Here is a 16,789-nt window from a genome sequence, read left to right on the forward strand (position 1 = left end):
TATAGTTCAAGCCATAACGATAACCCGCCGTCCCTAGGAGCCGTTTGCATGCGTATTCGCCTGTCCCACCTGGCCTTCAGTGCCCTGGCCACCCTGATCACCGTCAATGCCGCCCAGGCCGATGAAGTCCAGGTCGCTGTAGCGGCCAACTTCACAGCGCCCATCCAGGCCATCGCCAAGGACTTCGAAAAGGACACCGGCCACAAGCTGGTCGCCGCCTACGGCGCCACCGGCCAGTTCTACGCACAGATCAAGAACGGCGCACCGTTCGAAGTGTTCCTCGCCGCCGACGACAGCACCCCTGCCAAGCTCGAACAGGAAAAAGAGATCGTCGCGGGCTCGCGCTTCACCTACGCCATCGGCACCCTGGCGCTGTGGTCGGCCAAGCCGGGCTACGTAGACGCCAAGGGCGAAGTGCTGAAGAAGAACGAATACAAGCACCTGTCCATCGCCAACCCCAAGGCCGCGCCCTACGGCCTGGCCGCCACCCAGGTGCTGGACAAGCTGAAGCTGACCGAGGCCACCAAGGCGAAGATCGTCGAAGGCCAGAACATCACCCAGGCCTTCCAGTTCGTGTCCACCGGCAATGCCGAGCTGGGCTTCGTCGCCCTGTCGCAGATCTACAAGGACGGCAAGGTCAGCGAAGGCTCCGCATGGATCGTGCCCGCCGACTTGCATGACCCGATCCGCCAGGACGCGGTGATCCTCAACAAAGGCAAGGACAACCCGGCCGCCAAGGCCCTGGTCGACTACCTCAAGGGCCCGAAGGCCGCCGCGGTGATCAAGTCGTACGGCTATGAGCTCTGATGCCACTCGACGCCAGTGACCTGGGCGCGATCTGGCTGACCGTCAAGCTGGCCAGCCTGACCACCGCCATCCTCCTGGTGCTGGGCACGCCCATCGCCTGGTGGCTGGCGCGCACCCGCTCCTGGCTGCGCGGGCCGATCGGCGCGGTGGTGGCCCTGCCCCTGGTGCTGCCACCGACGGTGATCGGCTTCTACCTGCTGTTGGCCCTTGGCCCTCATGGCTGGATCGGCCAGGCCACCCAGGCCATGGGCCTGGGCAGCGTGGTGTTCAGCTTCACCGGGCTGGTGATCGGCTCGGTGGTGTACTCCATGCCCTTCGTGGTGCAGCCGTTGCAGAATGCCTTCGGCGCCATCGGCCAGCGCCCGCTGGAGGTGGCCGCCACCCTGCGCGCCAGCCCCTGGGACACCTTCATCCACGTGGTGCTGCCACTGGCGCGCCCCGGCTTCGTCACCGCGAGCATCCTCGGCTTCGCCCACACCGTGGGCGAGTTCGGCGTGGTGCTGATGATCGGCGGCAATATTCCCGACAAGACCCGCGTGGTCTCGGTGCAGATCTTCGATCACGTCGAGGCCATGGAATACAGCCAGGCGCACTGGCTGGCCGGGGCCATGCTGGTATTCTCGTTCCTGGTGCTGCTGATGCTCTATGCCGGCCGCCGTGGCAAGGCTGGCTGGAGCTGACATGAGTGCATCGATACAGGCGCGCCTGAAACTGGCGCGCGACGACTTCACCCTGGACGTCGACCTGAACCTGCCCGGACGCGGCATCAGCGCCCTATTCGGCCATTCCGGCTCGGGCAAGACCTCGTGCCTGCGCTGCCTGGCAGGCCTGGAGCGTGCCGCCAGCGCCTACATCGAGGTCAATGGCGAGGTCTGGGAAGACAGCGCGCGCGGGCATTTCATCGCGCCGCACCAGCGCCCGGTCGGCTACGTGTTCCAGGAAGCCAGCCTGTTCCCGCACCTGTCGGTGCGCGGCAACCTCGAGTTCGGCTGGCGCCGCATCGCCCCCGAGGCGCGCAAGATCAGCCAGGAACAGGCCTGCCAGCTGCTGGGCATCGGCCACCTGCTGGCGCGCAAGCCGGCGACCCTGTCCGGTGGCGAGGCGCAGCGGGTCGGCATCGCCCGGGCCCTGCTCAGCAGCCCACGGCTGTTGCTGATGGACGAACCGCTGGCCGCGCTCGACAGCGCGCGCAAGCGCGAGATCCTGCCGTACCTGGAGCGCCTGCACGACGAACTGGATATCCCGCTGATCTACGTCAGCCATGCCCAGGACGAAGTGGCGCGCCTGGCCGACCACCTGGTCCTGCTCGAACAGGGCAAGGCCGTGGCCAGCGGGCCGATCGGCCAGACCCTGGCGCGCCTCGACCTGCCCCTGGCCCAGGGCGAAGATGCCGGCGTGGTGCTCGAAGGCGTGGTGGTGGGCCACGACCCGCATTACCAGCTGTTCGAACTGCGCCTGCCCGGCGGTGACGGCCAGTGCTTGCGCATCGCCCACCCCGGGCTGCACATGGGCAGCACCCTGCGCCTCAAGGTACAAGCCCGGGATGTCAGCCTGGCACTGACCGCAGACAGCGCCTCGAGCATCCTCAACCGCCTGCCGGTGCGGGTCCGCGAGTGCCGCCCGGCGGACAACCCGGCCCATGTGCTGGTCAGCCTGGATGCCGCCGGCAACGCCCTGCTGGCGCGCATCACCCGCTATTCGGCGGACCAGCTCGCGGTGCAGCCGGGCCAGATGCTGTGGGCGCAGATCAAGTCGGTGGCGCTGCTGGGTTGAGCAATGCAGCAACGGACGCTGTCCATTGCAGCAACAGTGCCCTTGATGGACCGCGCCCATGTCCGACTGCCCGCTGCCTGCCGCCCTGCACTACGTCGATGACAGCCAGCCCGGCCTGACCCGGCGGCGCTGGCGCGATGGTTTTCAGTATTTCGACGCCGGCAACCAGCGGGTACGCGATACCGACACCCTGGCGCGCATCGCCGCCCTGGTGATCCCGCCGGCCTACACCGATGTATGGATCTGCGCCGACCCGCAGGGGCACCTGCAGGCCACCGGACGGGATGCCCGGGGGCGCAAGCAGTACCGCTACCACGCGCAATGGCGCGAGCTGCGCGACCAGCACAAGTACGGACGCATGCTGGCCTTCGCCGAAACGCTGCCAAGGCTGCGCAAGCAACTGGACAGGTACCTTGCCTGCCCGGGGCTGGGCCGGGAGAAGGTCATGGCGCTGGTGATCAGCCTGCTCGACAGCACGCTGATCCGCATCGGCAACCGCCAGTACCTGCGTGAGAACCGCTCCTACGGGCTGACCACGCTCAATACCCGCCATGTGCAGGTCGAGGGCAGCCGAATCCGCTTCCAGTTCCGCGGCAAGCGCGGGGTCGAGCACAACGTCACCCTGACCGACCGGCGTCTGGCCGGGCTGGTCAAGCGCTGCATGGAGCTGCCCGGCCAGGCCTTGTTCCAGTACCTGGACGACCAGGGCCAGCGCCATGGCATCGGCTCGACCGAGATCAACCAGTTCCTCCAGCAACTGACCGGCGCCGACTTCACCGCCAAGGACTACCGCACCTGGGCCGGCAGCAGCCTGGCCCTGAGCCTGCTGCGGCCACTGGCCTGGGAGCCGGATAGCGAAGCGCGGCGCCAGGTCGCCGACACCGTCCGCCAGGTGGCGGCGCGCCTGGGCAACACGCCTGCGGTGTGCCGGCGCTGCTACATCCATCCCGCGGTTCTCGAACACTTCCAGCTCGGACGCCTGGCGGAGCTGCCCCGCGCACGGGCGCGCAAGGGCCTGGAACTCGAGGAAGTGTCGCTGCTGCGCTTCCTCCAGGCCCTGCAGGGCCAGAACGATCATTGAGCCCCACTATTTAGTTCATCGAGCAGAGAAATTTCCCATATGGCGCCAAGCACCCTATCCTTGCCACCGAGCACCTTGGCCAGTGGAATGCGTAGCACCCCCACTGGCACCTGCAACTAAAGATCGATAACAGAATTTGTCTGTCGGGGAATTACTATCCGCCGAAAGCGTCTTTAATGAGAAGGAAGAGGGACAGGCTCCCACCGCAGACCATCAGGCTCGGCGGTTTTCTACATCACCAAGGAGAACTACATGCTGATACTCACACGCAAGGTTGGCGAAAGCATCGTCATCGACGACGACATCAAAGTCACCATTCTGGGCGTCAAGGGGATGCAGGTGAGGATCGGTATCGATGCGCCGAAGGATGTCCAGGTGCACCGTGAAGAGATCTACAAGCGGATCCAGGCCGGCAGCCCGGCGCCGGAAAAGAGCAACGACGAGTAATCCCAAGCCAACGCATCATGCCGCACGGATGCGCCTGATCGATTGCCCGCCCATGCGGGGAGCCTCTCCCGAACCTCAGGTGCCGAGCAGCTCGCGCACCGTGGCGATCATTCGGTCCATGTCGAATGGCTTGTCGAACACCGCCGCGAACCTTCCGGGGCAGACCAGACCCTGGCTGGCCTGGGCGCCGCTCATGAGAATCACCGGCAAGTCCGCCAGCTGCAGTTCTTCACGAATTGCGTTGAGCAATTCCTCGCCATTGAGCACCGGCATCATGTAGTCGGTGATCACCAGGTCCACGCGCTTTTCTGTCAGGGCCTCCAGGGCCTTGCGCCCATTGCTGGCCTTTTCCACCAGATAGCCCTCGTCCTCCAGGGCGAACCCCAGGATATCGGCGATCACGTACTCGTCGTCGACGATCAGGATGCTGTTCATCCCATCAGCGGTCTCCTGGCGTTGTCGCCGAGCCACTGAGCACGCCGCTGGCGCCATCGAACGCCCGCGCCAGGCTGATGCCCTTCGGTCCCAGGCTCAACGCCTGCAGGGCCGGATCGTGGTCGCTGTCGCGCACCTTGATGATCGACAGGGCACGGTGCAGTTGTGCATCAAGCTCGGCGAAGCGCATGAGAATCAGGTTGTCGACGATGCTCGACAGGTCCGGGGCCGGCGCGGTGATTTCCGAACCGAAGATGTCGCGCATCTCCCAGGTCAGCAGCACCGTGACGCCGCGGGCGCGCAGCTCGCCGGTCAGCGCGCGGAAGAACGCGTTCAGGCGGGCGGGCTCCAGCGCCAGGCGGCCAAAGGCGCCCAGGCTGTCGATCACCACGCGCCGCGCACCCAATGCCTCGACCTGCGCCAGCAGACGGGCGCCGAGCTGGTCCAGCAGGCCTTCGGTGGTCGGCTGCCAGCTCAGTTGCACCGCCCCCTCGCGCTCCAGCGCCGGCAGCTCAAAGCCCAGTGCGGACGCCTTCAAGCGCAGCCGCGCCGGCGTCTCGTAGAAACTGAAATGCAGGCCCGGCGCGGCCTTCGTCGAAGCGGCGAGAAACGCGATGCCCAAGGCCGTCTTGCCCACACCGGATGGTCCCATCAGCAGGCTCACCGAGGCCTCGGCCAGCCCGCCACCGAGCATGCCGTCCAGGTCGGCGACCCCGGTGGCGACCCGCGCCAGGGTTTGCGCATCCTGCTGGCTGGGCCGGCTGTAGAGCGCTTCGAGGCGCGGATAGACCTGCAACCCCGACTCATCGATCTGGCATTCGTGGCGCCCGGATAGCGCGCTGCTGCCGCGGGTCTTGCGCAGCTGGACATGCCGCACCGCGGTACTGCCGACCAAGTGCTCGCCCAGCTCGATCACGCCATCGACCATGGTGTGCTCGGGGCTGCCCTCCTCCAGCCGGGCACTGGTCAGCAACAGCACCGTGCAACCGGCGAACGCCGCATGCCCCTGCAGCTCGGAGACGAACTTCTTGGTGTCCAGGCTGGTTTCCGCCCGCGAGCGGGCGTTGAGCAGGCCATCGACGACCAGCAAGGTGGCCTGCTGCCGGGCAATCTCCTGGCGCAACAGCCTGACCACCGCATCCAGGCCATCCTGCTCCAGGGTGTCGAAGGCGCTGACGAACTGGATGCTGTCACCGACCAGCGCCGGGTCGAAGAAACTCAGCGTCGACAGGTACTGGAACAGGCGCTCATGGGACTCGCTGAGCAGGGTCGCCACCAGCACCCGGCCACCGTCGCGCACATGGTTGCAGGCCAGCTGGTTGGCGAGGATGGTCTTGCCCGAGCCCGGGTGCCCCTGGACGATGTAGGAGGCACCGACCACCAGCCCGCCCTTGAGCAGCGCATCGAGCCCTTCGATGCCGGTGGCCAGTCGCTTGAGTTGCTCGACCATGGTCGTCTATCCCTCGCTCGCAGGCGTATCGTCGCCCGTTCGGGCGGGCAGGTACAGGCTCATGCAGGTGCCTTCGCCAGGGCGGCTGGACACGCTGATCGCGCCCTCACTCTGGCGGGCGAAACCATAGGCCTGGCTCAGCCCAAGGCCGGTGCCCTTGCCGAAGGCCTTGGTGGTGAAGAACGGCTCGAAGATGCGCGGCAACACCTGAGGGTCGATGCCCTGCCCGTCATCGCGCACATCGAAGCGCACGAAGTGCCCATGCAGCCCCTCCACCTCGCCGGCCAGGCGAACCCTTTCGACTGCCAGGTGGATTTGCCCGGTCGCCGCGATGGCGTCGCGGGCGTTGAACACCAGGTTGAGCAGGACCATCTGCAACTGCCCGGCGTCCACCTCGATCAGCGGCAGGTCCGGCTGCACCTGCGGCAGCAGTTCGATGTCCCTGGGCAGCGCGTGCTCCGCCAGCCCGCAGGTGGTGTCGACCATCTGGGCCGGGGCGATGCGGGTGATGCTCAGTTGCCGATGCCGGGCAAAACTGAGCAGTTGCTGGGTCAGTTGGGTACCGCGCTCGCCGGCATCAAGAATATGCTCGAGCAGGCGTCGTACCCGTGCCGGGTCCTGGCTGCCAGAGGCCAGCCGGGCAGAGCTGAGGATGATGGTCAGCAGATTGTTGAAGTCATGGGCCAGGCCGCCGGTCAACTGCCCCAGGGCCTCGAGCTTCTGCGCCTGGAACAGCTGCGCACGCATGGCGTCCAGTTGCAGGGCGGACTCGCGGCGGTCGGTGATGTCGCGGGTGACCTTGGCCAGGCCGATGACCTCGCCAGTTTCGTCACGGATCACATCCAGCGCCGCCAGCGCCCAGAACTGCGTACCGTCCTTGCGCACGCGCCAGCCCTCGTCCTGCACCTTGCCCTCTTCCAAGGCCTGGTGCAGCAGCTGTTGCGGACGGCCTTCGGCACGGTCCTGGTCAGTAAAGAACAACGAGAAATGCCGGCCGATCACCTCGTCGGCGCGATAACCCTTGATCCGCTGCGCACCCGCGTTCCACGACACCACATGGCCGGTCGGATCGAGCATGTAGATGGCGTAGTCCACCACTGCCTGGACCAACTGCTCGTAGCGCGCTTCGTGCATCACCGAATGGGTGGGGCGGTCTGTCGACACCATGCAAGCTCCACAAGCACCGCGAAAGGACATATTGAGCGTAGTCAAAAGTCCCGCCGACACAGCCCTTCAGGCGACGATCGTCAGTGCTCGCGCTCCACCACCGTCGGCACCAGCCGGCGCGGCATCGCCACCTTCAACAGCCACAACCCCAGCAGCAGGATCGACGCCCCGCCGCCCAATGCCAGCACGCGCTGTGGTTCTGGGTGCTCCTGATCGAGCCCGAGCATCAGCAGGTAGCCGCCCAGGCTCATGAAACCGGCGTACAAGAATGCCGCCAGCAGGCAGACAAGCAGGAACAGCAGACGCCAGAACAGCTTCGGGCGCACACGCCGGATTGCCTCTGGGTCGGGGGAACGCGATGACATGGCGATACAACCCGTTGGATCCAATGCCTGGACAGTGGCGTAATGGCGGCATCCTGTCAATTGACCTATAGTGGCCGCGCCCCGATTTCACAAGGAAGCGACATGACTTCGAACCTTCGCATGCAAGGGCTGCAGGACGACCTGGTGCGCAGCGCCGGCGAACTCGACCAACTGTGCCAGGCCCTGGACGGCCATGCGCGGTTCCTGCGCCATTCGATCCACCAGGCCGATGCCCAGGCCATGGACGGGCATGTCGATGACCTGCACCACTCGGCCTGCGAGATGCGTGAAATCGCCCGTAGCATCAGGCCCTGAACCCTGTGGCCGGTTGACGCTCCTATAACAATGGGTTATAAAGCGCGCCTGATTGCCTTGGCCCTGCTGCTATGAAGCATGCCGGTCAATCGTGCGAGTGTGGTGGAATTGGTATACACAGCAGACTTAAAATCTGTCGGCGTGAGCCTTGCGGGTTCGAGTCCCGCCACTCGCACCATCTTCTGTCGATCGAGGCGCCCTTGCGGCGCCTTTTTCATGCCCGCCGGAAAACCGCCGCGCAGCTGCTAGAGTGGAACCTGTCACTGTCCACTGGAGCGCCGCCATGCGCTATAGCTTGCTCGACGGTCAACGCGACGTCATCCTGCTGCTCGCCCGCATCCTGCTGATGATCCTGTTCGTGCTCTCTGGCTGGAGCAAACTGAGCGGTTTCGAAGGCACGGTCGGCTACATGACCTCTCTCGGCGCGCCCGCGCCCATGCTGGCGGCGGCCGTTGCCGTGATCATGGAGCTGCTGGTCGGCATCCTGCTGATCCTGGGCTTCTACACTCGCCCGCTGGCCCTGCTGTTCGCCCTGTTCGTGCTGGGCACCGCGCTGCTCGGGCACCCGTTCTGGAACATGGTCGAGCCCGAGCGCAGCGCCAACATGACCCAGTTCCTGAAGAACCTCGCCATTGTCGGCGGGTTGCTGCTGCTGGCCCTCACCGGCGCCGGGCGCTTCTCCCTCGACCGTCGCTGAACGCGACTGCGGTGATTTCAATCATCGCAGTCGTCGTGCCAGGCCGGATGGTCATCTTCATCATCGAAGTCGTCGAGTGACTCTTCGTCCTCCTCGACTTCGTCCAGCGCCCCGTAGGCGTCCGCCTCGGGGTCGAAGTCTTCGTGGAATTCAGGGTCGAGCAGATGGTCGTGCTCGGGTTCGGGCAGATCGTCTTCGTCGTGCATCGCAGGCTCCGGTAACAACGGCACGCCTGTATAGGCGCATCGACGCGGGCGGTCAATCCTCGCGGCGCTTAACCCCGGCTTAACCGACAAGGCGCATGGTGCAGGCTCTCCCTTCAAAAACGTTCTTTGCCCGCCGCCCTGGCGGGCTTTTTTTGCCCGGCCCTCCCCCGCACCACTGAACCGCCCGTCATTTCAGCGCTCGCATGGGTGCAGGATCTTTTTCACCAAGGAGCTTTCCCCATGGCCGTGAACATCGACCAACTGATCATTACCACCCCGGTGCCCAAATCCGCTACCAACCCTGTGGCCCTGGAGGTCACCGGCGCCCAGGCCCTCGCCAGCCTGCCCCAGGTTGTGAGCCGGCTGAGCAGTGGCGCAGTGCGCATGACCGCCCCGACCAAGGGCGCATCGAGCAAGAGTACCCATCGAACCCGCTGCGAGTGGAAGGAGGCCACCTATTGGGCCATGAGCAGCGCCAGCCGACATTTCAGCCACCAGCGCATGGTGCTGGAGCAGGTCAACTCGGCACAGAAGGTGGTGATCGCGCAGCTGCATGTGAAAGACGACGACAGCCCGGCGATCAAGGTGTTCTGGAACAAGGGCAAGATCACCCTCGGCTTTCGCCGGGACTTCAACCAGGCGACGCCGACCAACAGCACCCTCCTCGTCGATGTACCCCTGGGCACGCCCTTCGACATCACCCTCGAAGTCACTGCGGCCAGGGTCGCGACGGTGACCGCTGCCTGCAACGGCCGCAGCGGCGACTCCGGCCTGCTGCAGATGACCTCGGGCTGGCGGGACCACACCTTCAACTTCCATGGCGGTGTCTACAACCAGGTGGACTTCAGCGATGACACCCCGTCCACGGATGCGTCTGTCTGCGTGATCAGCCAGCTGGAGCTGCTGCACCGTTAGAGGCTCGGGAGCCGTTGCCGGGGAACGTTCGCCGGACTTATGAAAAACTCAGTAACGTTTACTGCACGATTACCCGGATGGCCTTCACGAAATTCTGACAAACGCCCAGGCAGACTGACCTGGCTTCGATACGTTCTGTTCAACCCGCCTGATTGGCGGGTTTTCTTTTTTGTGCTTCCCCGCTTGCACGAAAGCTGCGCCAATTGACAACATTTTCACGTCTGCCGTGCCAAGGTGATGACTCATCCGTGAAACACTTGGCCCGCCCTCCCCAGCGGGCCTTTTCTTTGCCTGCGCGCTAGTCGAAAGCGCCGTTGAGTACTTCGTAGATCACCCCCGTGGCGACTGCCACCAGAATCAGGTCGACACCCGCCTGCATCCATTCATAACCGTCATAACGCGGCAGCTGGCCCAGCAACCGGCCATCGAGCTTCTTGGCGATGCCTGGGGGCAACGGCTTGCCACGCGCCAGGTTCTTCTGGATGCCGGGAGGCAATGCAGGCCCCGGGCTCCAGTAGTCGCGGTGCCCACCCAGGATACCGAGCACATCGCCCCGGTCGATCACGGGACCGCCATGACCGCCATCGTGCTTGCCCGCCCCTTGGTTGCCATGGTTCTGCTGGGATTGCCCCTTGCCGTGCCCCTTGCCATTACCCGGGTCGGCGAAGGATATGCAGGGCGCCAGTACCAGTGCGATCGATGTCAGTGTGGCAATGACTGTGCGGCGTTTGCTCATCGCTGCTTGCCTCTGAAGATTGGGGTCTGTGCAATCCTAGCCCATGGCAACGACATGGAGCTTTGCCATGACCCTGCGCATATCGGTACCACGGCGGGCGCGCGTATTACCGTTGCGACTTGGTAAAGTGGCATCCAGCCGGTATTGAAGGACCACAGGTCAAAGGAACGACATGCTGAAACTGCTCACCGACATAGCCTTCCTGTGCGCGGGGCTATTGCTACTGATCGCCCTCTTCTGGGCATGCACCTTCGAGCGCAATCGCTGGCGCGCAGCCTTCGAAGCAGACTTCACGACCAGGCTGGGTAACCTGGGTATCGACGGCTATGAACTGGTGGTCGACAACGTCACGCTGCCAACCCCCCATAGAGCTGCCGATGTGTACCGGATCTTCCACGATCTGAAGGGCAACTATTTTCTTTACATCAAGAACGGCTACGCCGCGGGAGCACTCAAGCCCTTGACCAGCGAGCGGGCGCTGCAGGTCGCGAAAATGAGTGGATACCCCTGCAAAGGTCCGCAGGTCTAGAGGGCGCTGGCTGTGCTGCAAAATCTGGCAACACTTACAGGCCACCCCGTCGATGAAACTCAATGGGATCGATGCTGTCCCATTGCCATCGGTTACTGCCGAGGCCGTCCGATAGCGCTCACAGACGTGGCAAGGTCCACATCGCGAAGCGATCCTGAAACGGCCTCGATATCCCGGTTTACCGGCGCGCGCATCCCACCTGTCGAGGATGCCGCCCTCATTTTTCAAGGCTGAAAGAGCGAACCATGAAACAGAACATTCTCCTCGTTGCCGTCTGCGCCGCCCTGCTCCAGGCATGTGCCCCGGCTTCCACCTCCCATGAAGGGACGCCTTCCATGCCCGCCACTGCCGCATCCAGCGCCACCCAGCCCAACCTCTCGGCCTACTACTGGAACCTGGTAGCGGCCAACGATGCGTCGGGCAAGCCCATCACCGCCATGGCCCCAGGCATCGAGGGCAAACTGCGGTTGAACTTCGCCGAACGCAAGCTGAACATCAGCGGCGGCTGCAACAACCAGTTCGGCGGCTATTCCTACCAGGACGGCGTACTGAAGGTGCAATCACTGGCCTCGACCCTGAAGGCCTGCGACAAGCCCCTGATGGAACTGGACGCCCAGGTCGGGCGCCTGTTCAAGGGCGACCTGCGTACCACCCTATCCGACGATGCCGGGGAGCCGATGCTGCAACTGACCACCCAGGACGGCTCTGTGCTGAAGTTCCAGGGTGAAGCCACCCCGGAGACCCGCTACGGCAGCAAGGGCGAGATCAAGTTCCTGGAAGTGGCCGCCAAGACCGTCAAGTGCAGCCATCCACTGATCCCCAACTACCAGTGCCTGCAAGTGCGCGAGCGTCGCTATGACGACGCCGGCCTGCAGTTGGCGACCCAGGACAACTGGCACCCGCTGTACCAGTCCATCGAGGGCTTCGAGCACCGTGACGGCGTGCGCACCGTGCTGCGCGTGAAGCAATACGAATGGAAGAACCCGCCGGCCGACGCCCCGTCGCAGGTCTATGTACTGGACCTGGTGGTCGAGCAGGACGCTTCGGGCAAGTAATTGCCAGTCGGCGCAGGCCGCCCTGCAGCGGCCTGCGCCTGGAACCGACGGCGACCTCAGGTGAGCGCCGCGTTGACCTGCGCACTGTCGACGTATTGCTCCATGCTGACGATCTTGCCGTTGTTCAGCCGGTACAGGTGGGCAAAGGTAGCCGTCATCGCCTTCCCGGTCTTGCGATAGGTCCCCGAGTAAACGCCAAAGGCGGCAACTCGGTCGTCCTCGGCCACATAGGTATGCACCTTGGCCTGGTAGCCATCCCATTCGGTGGCCAGGCGATGGAACACACCCTCCATGATCGCCTGCGGGCCGACATAGGTACCGGCATAAGGGAAGCCGGCCGCCTCGGTCCAGGTCACGTCCGCTGCCAGCGCCGCCAGCAGATTCTGGCCATTCTGTTCGGCTGAGCCTTCGTACGAGGCTCGGATGATGTCCAGGTTGCTCTTGCTCATGGCTTTACCCCCACGTTCAGCTCGCGAATGAAGGCCTGAAGATCTGAAAAGATAGCGCTGGCAGGTAACAACTGCAGGGCATCTTCCGCCTCTTGCAGGACAAATGTCGGGACGCCTCGGCCGCCCACGCGACCCAGCAAGGCACGCCCCTGCCCCACACGATCGTCGTTGGCCTGCAGCAAGGCCGAATCCGGGCGCGCCAGCCGCTCGGCGGCGGCATTCAAGCCCAGGTTCGCCAGCACAGCTGTCAACGTCTCCAGTCGAGTCACATCCAGGCCATCGACATAGCGCGCCGCCTGAATCGCCTTGAGCGCTTCGAACTCGCGCTCAGGCGCAGTCAGGTTCACTGCGCTGAGCGCCAGGGTAGACGGACCACTGTCGAACGCCTGAAGGCGGTCGGCGAGTACCTGGTCACGATAGCGCTCACTGAAGACCTGCCCGGTCAGCCGCTCGATGCGTTGGTCGTTGCTCCAGGCGTAGGCCGCAAAGTCATCATCCATGGCGCGAGCACCGCTGCCGGAAAACAGCCCCGTCGGTATCAGGCGCAACGCGAGGCCCGTGGATTCGAGAACCCGAGGCAGCGGTCCTCCTGCACCGTAGCACCAGCCGCACAGTGGGTCGAAGAGGTAAACCAGGGTCTTGTTCATGGTGAAACGCCTTGAATGGAATGCCTCGAATCTTATAGCGAGCGAATTGACATTTAAACGCATACGAAATAAACACACTGTATGCTACAAACATACATTAAAGGATATATCAATGACCGGCGCTTCCAGCCTGAACAGGCTTGCGTACTTCACCGCAGTGGTCGAAACCGGCTCCTTCACCGCAGCAGCAGAGCGCCTCGGCATCACCAAGGCCGTGGTCAGCCAACAGGTAGCGCGGCTGGAAAGCGACTGTCGTACCACACTGCTGGTTCGCAGCACGCGCAAAGTCCGCACCACCGAGGCGGGCCAACAGTTCTATCACCGCTGTGCATTGATCCTCAAAGAAGCTGAAGAGGCTTTCGAGGAATTGTCCGAAGCGGCCAGCGAGCCGACGGGCACCCTACGCCTGACCGCCCCTTTCGATTACGGCATCGGTGTCGTGGTGCCGGCCATCACCGCATTCTCGCAGCGATATCCGCAGTGCAAGGTCGAGGCACACTTCAGCGACCAGACCCTGGATCTGGGCGCCAACGATCTGGACCTTTCCATTCGCGTTGGCTGGATTACCGAGCAACATCTGCAGGCCCGGCGAATCGGCGAGTTTGCACAACGGTTGGTGGCCGGCCCTCAATGGCAAGCGCGAGTGGACAAACTGCAGGCCCCGGCGGAGCTGGCCAAGTTGCCGATCGTGGCGAACCTGGCGCTGCGAGAGCCGACCCGGTGGGTATTTGCCAAGGACGCGATGCAGCGCGAAACGGTGGAGATGAGAGCCAGCCTGTCGCTCAACGCCACCTTGGCAGTGCGCGAAGCCACGCTGCTCGGGGCCGGGCTATCGGTCCTTCCGGACTATGTGGCGGAACCAGACCTGCAAGCAGGCCGGCTGATCGAGGTCCTGCCGCAATGGTCGCTGCCCCGAGGCGAGATCCATGCGGTCTTCCCGACGGCTCGCTTTCGACCGGTCAAGGTGCGTGCATTCATCGAGCTGCTGGCAAGCCGCCTGGCTTAATGAGACGGCACAGACCATCAGGTCAGGGCACGCCCGCGCAGCCGCCGACAATGCTACGCTCCTGGGATCACAGCCATCCAAGGGAATGAAGATGAGCTTCGACTGGCATGCTGGACCGATCACCCGCGCCACCCCACTGGACCGGCACTACCGGAACACACAGAAGGTCCGGCGGTTCCTGGTCGGTGAATGTGGCGAGGCCTTCAAGTTCGACCGCGCCTTCATGGCCTGGATCAAGAGCGGAGCGCCTGCCACCATGGGGGAAGTTGCGGATGAGTGGCTGCGTACACATGACTGATTCTAAGCAGCTCCCTGTCCTACGTTGCTCTTCGAATATGTGCTGGACCTGATGGTCGAGCAGGATACTTCGGGCAAGAGCACGTAGTTGGGATCCATGCAGCCCGGTAGTTCGTTCTGCCGGGGCCCGTTACAGCATCACTGAAGAACGGGCGGCAAAAACTTACGGTGCTGCAATATCGATCAGTGCTTCTATGCCCCCTCTACAGAGGTGGCAATCAGAGACACCCTCTGATGGCATCGGCCCTTCTGTCACGACGTGATTCGAAGATCGTCGTCATGAAGTAGACCTTGATATCCGTACCCACTGCGCTAGGCAGGAAGTCGGCAAACTCTGCTTCGCCTGCACTAACCACGGTCTTACCACCGCCACGCAGCGGCTGAAGATAGACCTCATGAATGGCTCCCCCCCACTTCTGGCTCTGCCAGGCATAAAGCGTACATTCGGCAACCGTGGCAGGATCCTTTTGGCTTACAAGGTGACGCGAGGGCCCATCTGCACGCTTTTCGTCCATCGTTGCACAGCCAGCCAAGGCCAGCGCAAAAACCAGCCCAATAAAAATCCTCATGCGTTCCTCCTTGTGGGTGTCAGCAATCTATACACCAACCAGGAGCAGGCACACCAGGCTCTGTACGAAATGCATCTGCACTCGTCCATACTGCGTTGATCAGTGAGCAATCCGACTTGGCTTGTCAGGGCCTCGATCTTGCCCTCCAGCCTGCCGACAGTTGCGGCCAACTCGCGCTCCTTGGCGAATTGTTCGGCGCGGGTCTCGGCATGCTTGCGGCCTCGCGCTCGGAGTCGAGCATCTCATTCAGACGGCGCACGGTGCCGATGCCGGCAGGGTCCATAAGTACTCCGAGGGTCTGAATAGGCCCTCATGGAGCCACTGAATTCGATGCGGGTCTCTCCCCGCCTGTCCGCCAATGGGCTTGCAGCGCTGGCACCCAACTGAACCAGTCTCGCTGCGCGTCCAGCGCATCCCCCGAAGGGCCACCCTGGCTGTGTGGCGAGCCTGAATCACAAATGAAAAAGCCCAGCGCGACGGCTGGGCTCTATTACGCAAGGAGATAGAAGATCATGGAGTCCAGTAAGCAATCTTGCCGGCTGCACCAACAGCTACAAAATTGCCGTTGCCGTAGGCGACGCTCCGGATATCGGTTCCTGCGAAAGTGTTGGCTTGCTGAACCCAGCCGATCCCATCCTCGGAAACGGCTGTCTTGCCGCCGTCGCCGACAGCTACATACTTGCCATTACCGTAAGCAATGTCGCGGATGATGGTTCCACCGAAACTGGTATCTTCAACAGCAGTCCAGCTAAGCCCATCGGATGAATATGCCATCTTGCCATCCGCACCAACGATAAACATTTTCCCGTTGCAAAGCTTCATGGAAAGGATGGTGCTAGTGCCGAAGGTGCTGGTTCTGGTCGCGAATGATTGCGGATTACCCGTTGGCATCTTCACAGCGCTAAGCAGCTTCCCATTCGATCCCGCAATCAACACAAAAACGCCAATGACGTTGACGCAGTGCACAGTCTCGCTAGAAGTGAAGGTCGTAGTGCGCTCCACCGTGCCTGACCAATCCTCATAACGGGAAAAGACTTTACCGTTAGACCCAACCAGTATCCAGGTCGCGATGTCGCCGTAAATTGGCTGATAATACACAATGCCATGCAAGTCTACATACGCGCGAGCAGCTGCCGTAAGGTCTGTCCAATCATTTAAAGGGCGTGCAATGCTGCCGTGGACCACATTGCCGGATTGAGAAAGGCCTTGAAGCGTTGTCCCAAGACCGTTCCAGTACAGCTCGTTGAGGACCTTTCCGCTATCAGAGGTGACGGCGCCCTTGAGCTTGGTCCACGCTTTACCAGTTGCGTCTCCAGTGACAACCTGAGTGGTTGTGGGAAGACCGTTGCCACCAGCCGCATAAAACTTGCCTTGCGCAAAAACCACGCGCCTAAGCATGCCGGTGTTCTCCACCGGTTGTACTTGAGTCCAAAGATCTTGCAGGGTTTGAGACGCCGAGTTTGCGTTATCCATTTTAAACTCCGTTACTGAGCTGATTTAAGTTCAGGCCTCTGTATTGGGCGTATGGCGCTCATGGGCGATGGTTCGAGACTCGAGGTCCTCTGGCGAAGATCAGGGGTGATGAGGTTTCACCAACCTCAGAGCTGTCGCTGATGTAGGAAATTATGCCACACGAATACTGTATATTCAACCAGTATTTTGAGGTTTTTATTCAGTGAACTTCGACGCATCCACCGCGCTTGAGTGGATTCGCTGATCGACATGCTCCGGTGTACCGGAAAGAGGGAATCACCGAGCGCGTTTACCGTCGAGTCGGTGCGATCGCCAAGCCCTCGAAGGGCTGAAGTTTCGGAACTCCATGCCTTTTGTTTCGGAACTCTTG

The 16,789-nt window shown here is 62.9% G+C and carries 22 protein-coding genes, 1 tRNA gene and 1 pseudogene; 13 read left to right on the forward strand and 11 right to left on the reverse strand.

Annotation, left to right across the window (positions count from 1 at the left end):
- Positions 1 to 48 precede the first annotated feature (48 nt).
- From modA to csrA, 5 genes are all read left to right on the forward strand, one after another.
- On the forward strand, positions 49 to 807 hold the full coding sequence (gene modA / locus AC0MAZ_RS19230) for a molybdate ABC transporter substrate-binding protein (RefSeq protein ID WP_234560710.1): 759 nt from the start codon (positions 49 to 51) through the stop codon (positions 805 to 807).
- The gene (modB, locus tag AC0MAZ_RS19235; protein WP_475858858.1) at positions 807 to 1,487 is read left to right on the forward strand and encodes a molybdate ABC transporter permease subunit; all 681 of its coding nucleotides are present in this window, start codon (positions 807 to 809) and stop codon (positions 1,485 to 1,487) included. The genes modA and modB overlap by 1 nt, the downstream gene beginning before the upstream one ends.
- Position 1,488: 1 nt before the next feature.
- Positions 1,489 to 2,580, forward strand: coding sequence for a molybdenum ABC transporter ATP-binding protein (gene modC / locus AC0MAZ_RS19240; protein WP_475858859.1), 1,092 nt, complete (start codon positions 1,489 to 1,491; stop codon positions 2,578 to 2,580).
- A 58-nt stretch (positions 2,581 to 2,638) separates the two neighbouring features.
- A complete protein-coding gene (locus AC0MAZ_RS19245; protein WP_475858860.1) occupies positions 2,639 to 3,661 on the forward strand; it encodes a DNA topoisomerase IB in 1,023 nt (340 codons plus the stop codon).
- Positions 3,662 to 3,913: 252 nt separating this feature from the next.
- Complete coding sequence (gene csrA / locus AC0MAZ_RS19250; protein WP_023628788.1) at positions 3,914 to 4,108, forward strand: carbon storage regulator CsrA; 195 nt, start codon at positions 3,914 to 3,916, stop codon at positions 4,106 to 4,108.
- 75 nt (positions 4,109 to 4,183) lie between these two features.
- On the opposite strand, the gene AC0MAZ_RS19255 is transcribed toward csrA, so the two are convergent.
- The 4 genes from AC0MAZ_RS19255 to AC0MAZ_RS19270 form a co-directional block, all read right to left on the reverse strand.
- Positions 4,184 to 4,543: a response regulator gene (locus AC0MAZ_RS19255; protein WP_475858861.1), complete on the reverse strand. Its 360-nt coding sequence runs from the start codon at positions 4,541 to 4,543 to the stop codon at positions 4,184 to 4,186.
- Between the two features lie 4 nt (positions 4,544 to 4,547).
- Entirely contained in the window at positions 4,548 to 5,993 is a 1,446-nt protein-coding gene (locus tag AC0MAZ_RS19260; protein WP_475858862.1) for an ATPase domain-containing protein, read from the reverse strand.
- 6 nt (positions 5,994 to 5,999) lie between these two features.
- On the reverse strand, positions 6,000 to 7,160 hold the full coding sequence (locus tag AC0MAZ_RS19265) for a two-component system sensor histidine kinase NtrB (RefSeq protein ID WP_475858863.1): 1,161 nt from the start codon (positions 7,158 to 7,160) through the stop codon (positions 6,000 to 6,002).
- An 80-nt stretch (positions 7,161 to 7,240) separates the two neighbouring features.
- Positions 7,241 to 7,525, reverse strand: a complete 285-nt coding sequence (locus AC0MAZ_RS19270; RefSeq protein ID WP_203652298.1) for a hypothetical protein — start codon at positions 7,523 to 7,525, stop codon at positions 7,241 to 7,243.
- A 102-nt stretch (positions 7,526 to 7,627) separates the two neighbouring features.
- Here AC0MAZ_RS19270 and AC0MAZ_RS19275 point away from each other — a divergent pair, with 102 nt between their 5' ends.
- From AC0MAZ_RS19275 to AC0MAZ_RS19285, 3 genes are all read left to right on the forward strand, one after another.
- On the forward strand, positions 7,628 to 7,840 hold the full coding sequence (locus AC0MAZ_RS19275) for a hypothetical protein (protein ID WP_203652297.1): 213 nt from the start codon (positions 7,628 to 7,630) through the stop codon (positions 7,838 to 7,840).
- A gap of 93 nt (positions 7,841 to 7,933) precedes the next feature.
- Positions 7,934 to 8,018 (forward strand) — tRNA-Leu (locus AC0MAZ_RS19280).
- Between the two features lie 105 nt (positions 8,019 to 8,123).
- Positions 8,124 to 8,537: a DoxX family protein gene (locus AC0MAZ_RS19285; RefSeq protein ID WP_028692439.1), complete on the forward strand. Its 414-nt coding sequence runs from the start codon at positions 8,124 to 8,126 to the stop codon at positions 8,535 to 8,537.
- Between the two features lie 17 nt (positions 8,538 to 8,554).
- Here AC0MAZ_RS19285 and AC0MAZ_RS19290 read toward each other — a convergent pair whose 3' ends face one another.
- Positions 8,555 to 8,743, reverse strand: a complete 189-nt coding sequence (locus AC0MAZ_RS19290; RefSeq protein ID WP_050706261.1) for a hypothetical protein — start codon at positions 8,741 to 8,743, stop codon at positions 8,555 to 8,557.
- A 240-nt stretch (positions 8,744 to 8,983) separates the two neighbouring features.
- Between AC0MAZ_RS19290 and AC0MAZ_RS19295 the strand changes: the two genes are divergently transcribed.
- On the forward strand, positions 8,984 to 9,658 hold the full coding sequence (locus tag AC0MAZ_RS19295) for a polysaccharide lyase family 7 protein (protein ID WP_254464165.1): 675 nt from the start codon (positions 8,984 to 8,986) through the stop codon (positions 9,656 to 9,658).
- A 298-nt stretch (positions 9,659 to 9,956) separates the two neighbouring features.
- On the opposite strand, the gene AC0MAZ_RS19300 is transcribed toward AC0MAZ_RS19295, so the two are convergent.
- Positions 9,957 to 10,394, reverse strand: coding sequence for an anti-virulence regulator CigR family protein (locus AC0MAZ_RS19300; protein WP_046856214.1), 438 nt, complete (start codon positions 10,392 to 10,394; stop codon positions 9,957 to 9,959).
- Between the two features lie 172 nt (positions 10,395 to 10,566).
- Here AC0MAZ_RS19300 and AC0MAZ_RS19305 point away from each other — a divergent pair, with 172 nt between their 5' ends.
- On the forward strand, positions 10,567 to 10,923 hold the full coding sequence (locus AC0MAZ_RS19305) for a hypothetical protein (RefSeq protein ID WP_475858864.1): 357 nt from the start codon (positions 10,567 to 10,569) through the stop codon (positions 10,921 to 10,923).
- 335 nt (positions 10,924 to 11,258) lie between these two features.
- Positions 11,259 to 11,978 (forward strand): META and DUF4377 domain-containing protein, encoded by a 720-nt coding sequence (locus tag AC0MAZ_RS19310; protein ID WP_244670986.1) that lies wholly within the window; start codon positions 11,259 to 11,261, stop codon positions 11,976 to 11,978.
- A gap of 56 nt (positions 11,979 to 12,034) precedes the next feature.
- Here AC0MAZ_RS19310 and AC0MAZ_RS19315 read toward each other — a convergent pair whose 3' ends face one another.
- Both AC0MAZ_RS19315 and AC0MAZ_RS19320 read right to left on the reverse strand, forming a co-directional pair.
- Positions 12,035 to 12,427, reverse strand: a complete 393-nt coding sequence (locus AC0MAZ_RS19315; protein ID WP_203652293.1) for a nuclear transport factor 2 family protein — start codon at positions 12,425 to 12,427, stop codon at positions 12,035 to 12,037.
- Positions 12,424 to 13,074, reverse strand: coding sequence for a DsbA family protein (locus AC0MAZ_RS19320; protein WP_203652292.1), 651 nt, complete (start codon positions 13,072 to 13,074; stop codon positions 12,424 to 12,426). Before AC0MAZ_RS19320 ends, AC0MAZ_RS19315 begins: the two co-directional genes overlap by 4 nt.
- Positions 13,075 to 13,186: 112 nt before the next feature.
- On the opposite strand from AC0MAZ_RS19320, the gene AC0MAZ_RS19325 reads away from it, so the two are divergent.
- Positions 13,187 to 14,080, forward strand: coding sequence for a LysR family transcriptional regulator (locus AC0MAZ_RS19325; protein ID WP_475858865.1), 894 nt, complete (start codon positions 13,187 to 13,189; stop codon positions 14,078 to 14,080).
- 91 nt (positions 14,081 to 14,171) lie between these two features.
- Positions 14,172 to 14,378 carry a DUF6434 domain-containing protein gene (locus tag AC0MAZ_RS19330; protein WP_475858866.1) on the forward strand — a complete coding sequence of 69 codons (207 nt, stop codon included), beginning with the start codon at positions 14,172 to 14,174 and terminating at the stop codon, positions 14,376 to 14,378.
- Positions 14,379 to 14,595: 217 nt separating this feature from the next.
- On the opposite strand, the gene AC0MAZ_RS19335 is transcribed toward AC0MAZ_RS19330, so the two are convergent.
- From AC0MAZ_RS19335 to AC0MAZ_RS19345, 3 genes and pseudogenes are all read right to left on the reverse strand, one after another.
- Positions 14,596 to 14,946 (reverse strand): hypothetical protein, encoded by a 351-nt coding sequence (locus AC0MAZ_RS19335; RefSeq protein ID WP_475858867.1) that lies wholly within the window; start codon positions 14,944 to 14,946, stop codon positions 14,596 to 14,598.
- Positions 14,943 to 15,229 (reverse strand): annotated as a pseudogene (locus tag AC0MAZ_RS19340) (hypothetical protein); the annotation flags it as partial. The gene AC0MAZ_RS19335 and the pseudogene AC0MAZ_RS19340, both read right to left, overlap by 4 nt.
- Before the next feature lie 227 nt (positions 15,230 to 15,456).
- Positions 15,457 to 16,419, reverse strand: a complete 963-nt coding sequence (locus tag AC0MAZ_RS19345; RefSeq protein WP_475858868.1) for a DUF6242 domain-containing protein — start codon at positions 16,417 to 16,419, stop codon at positions 15,457 to 15,459.
- Positions 16,420 to 16,789 lie beyond the last annotated feature (370 nt).

This window comes from Pseudomonas sp. A (assembly GCF_056270345.1).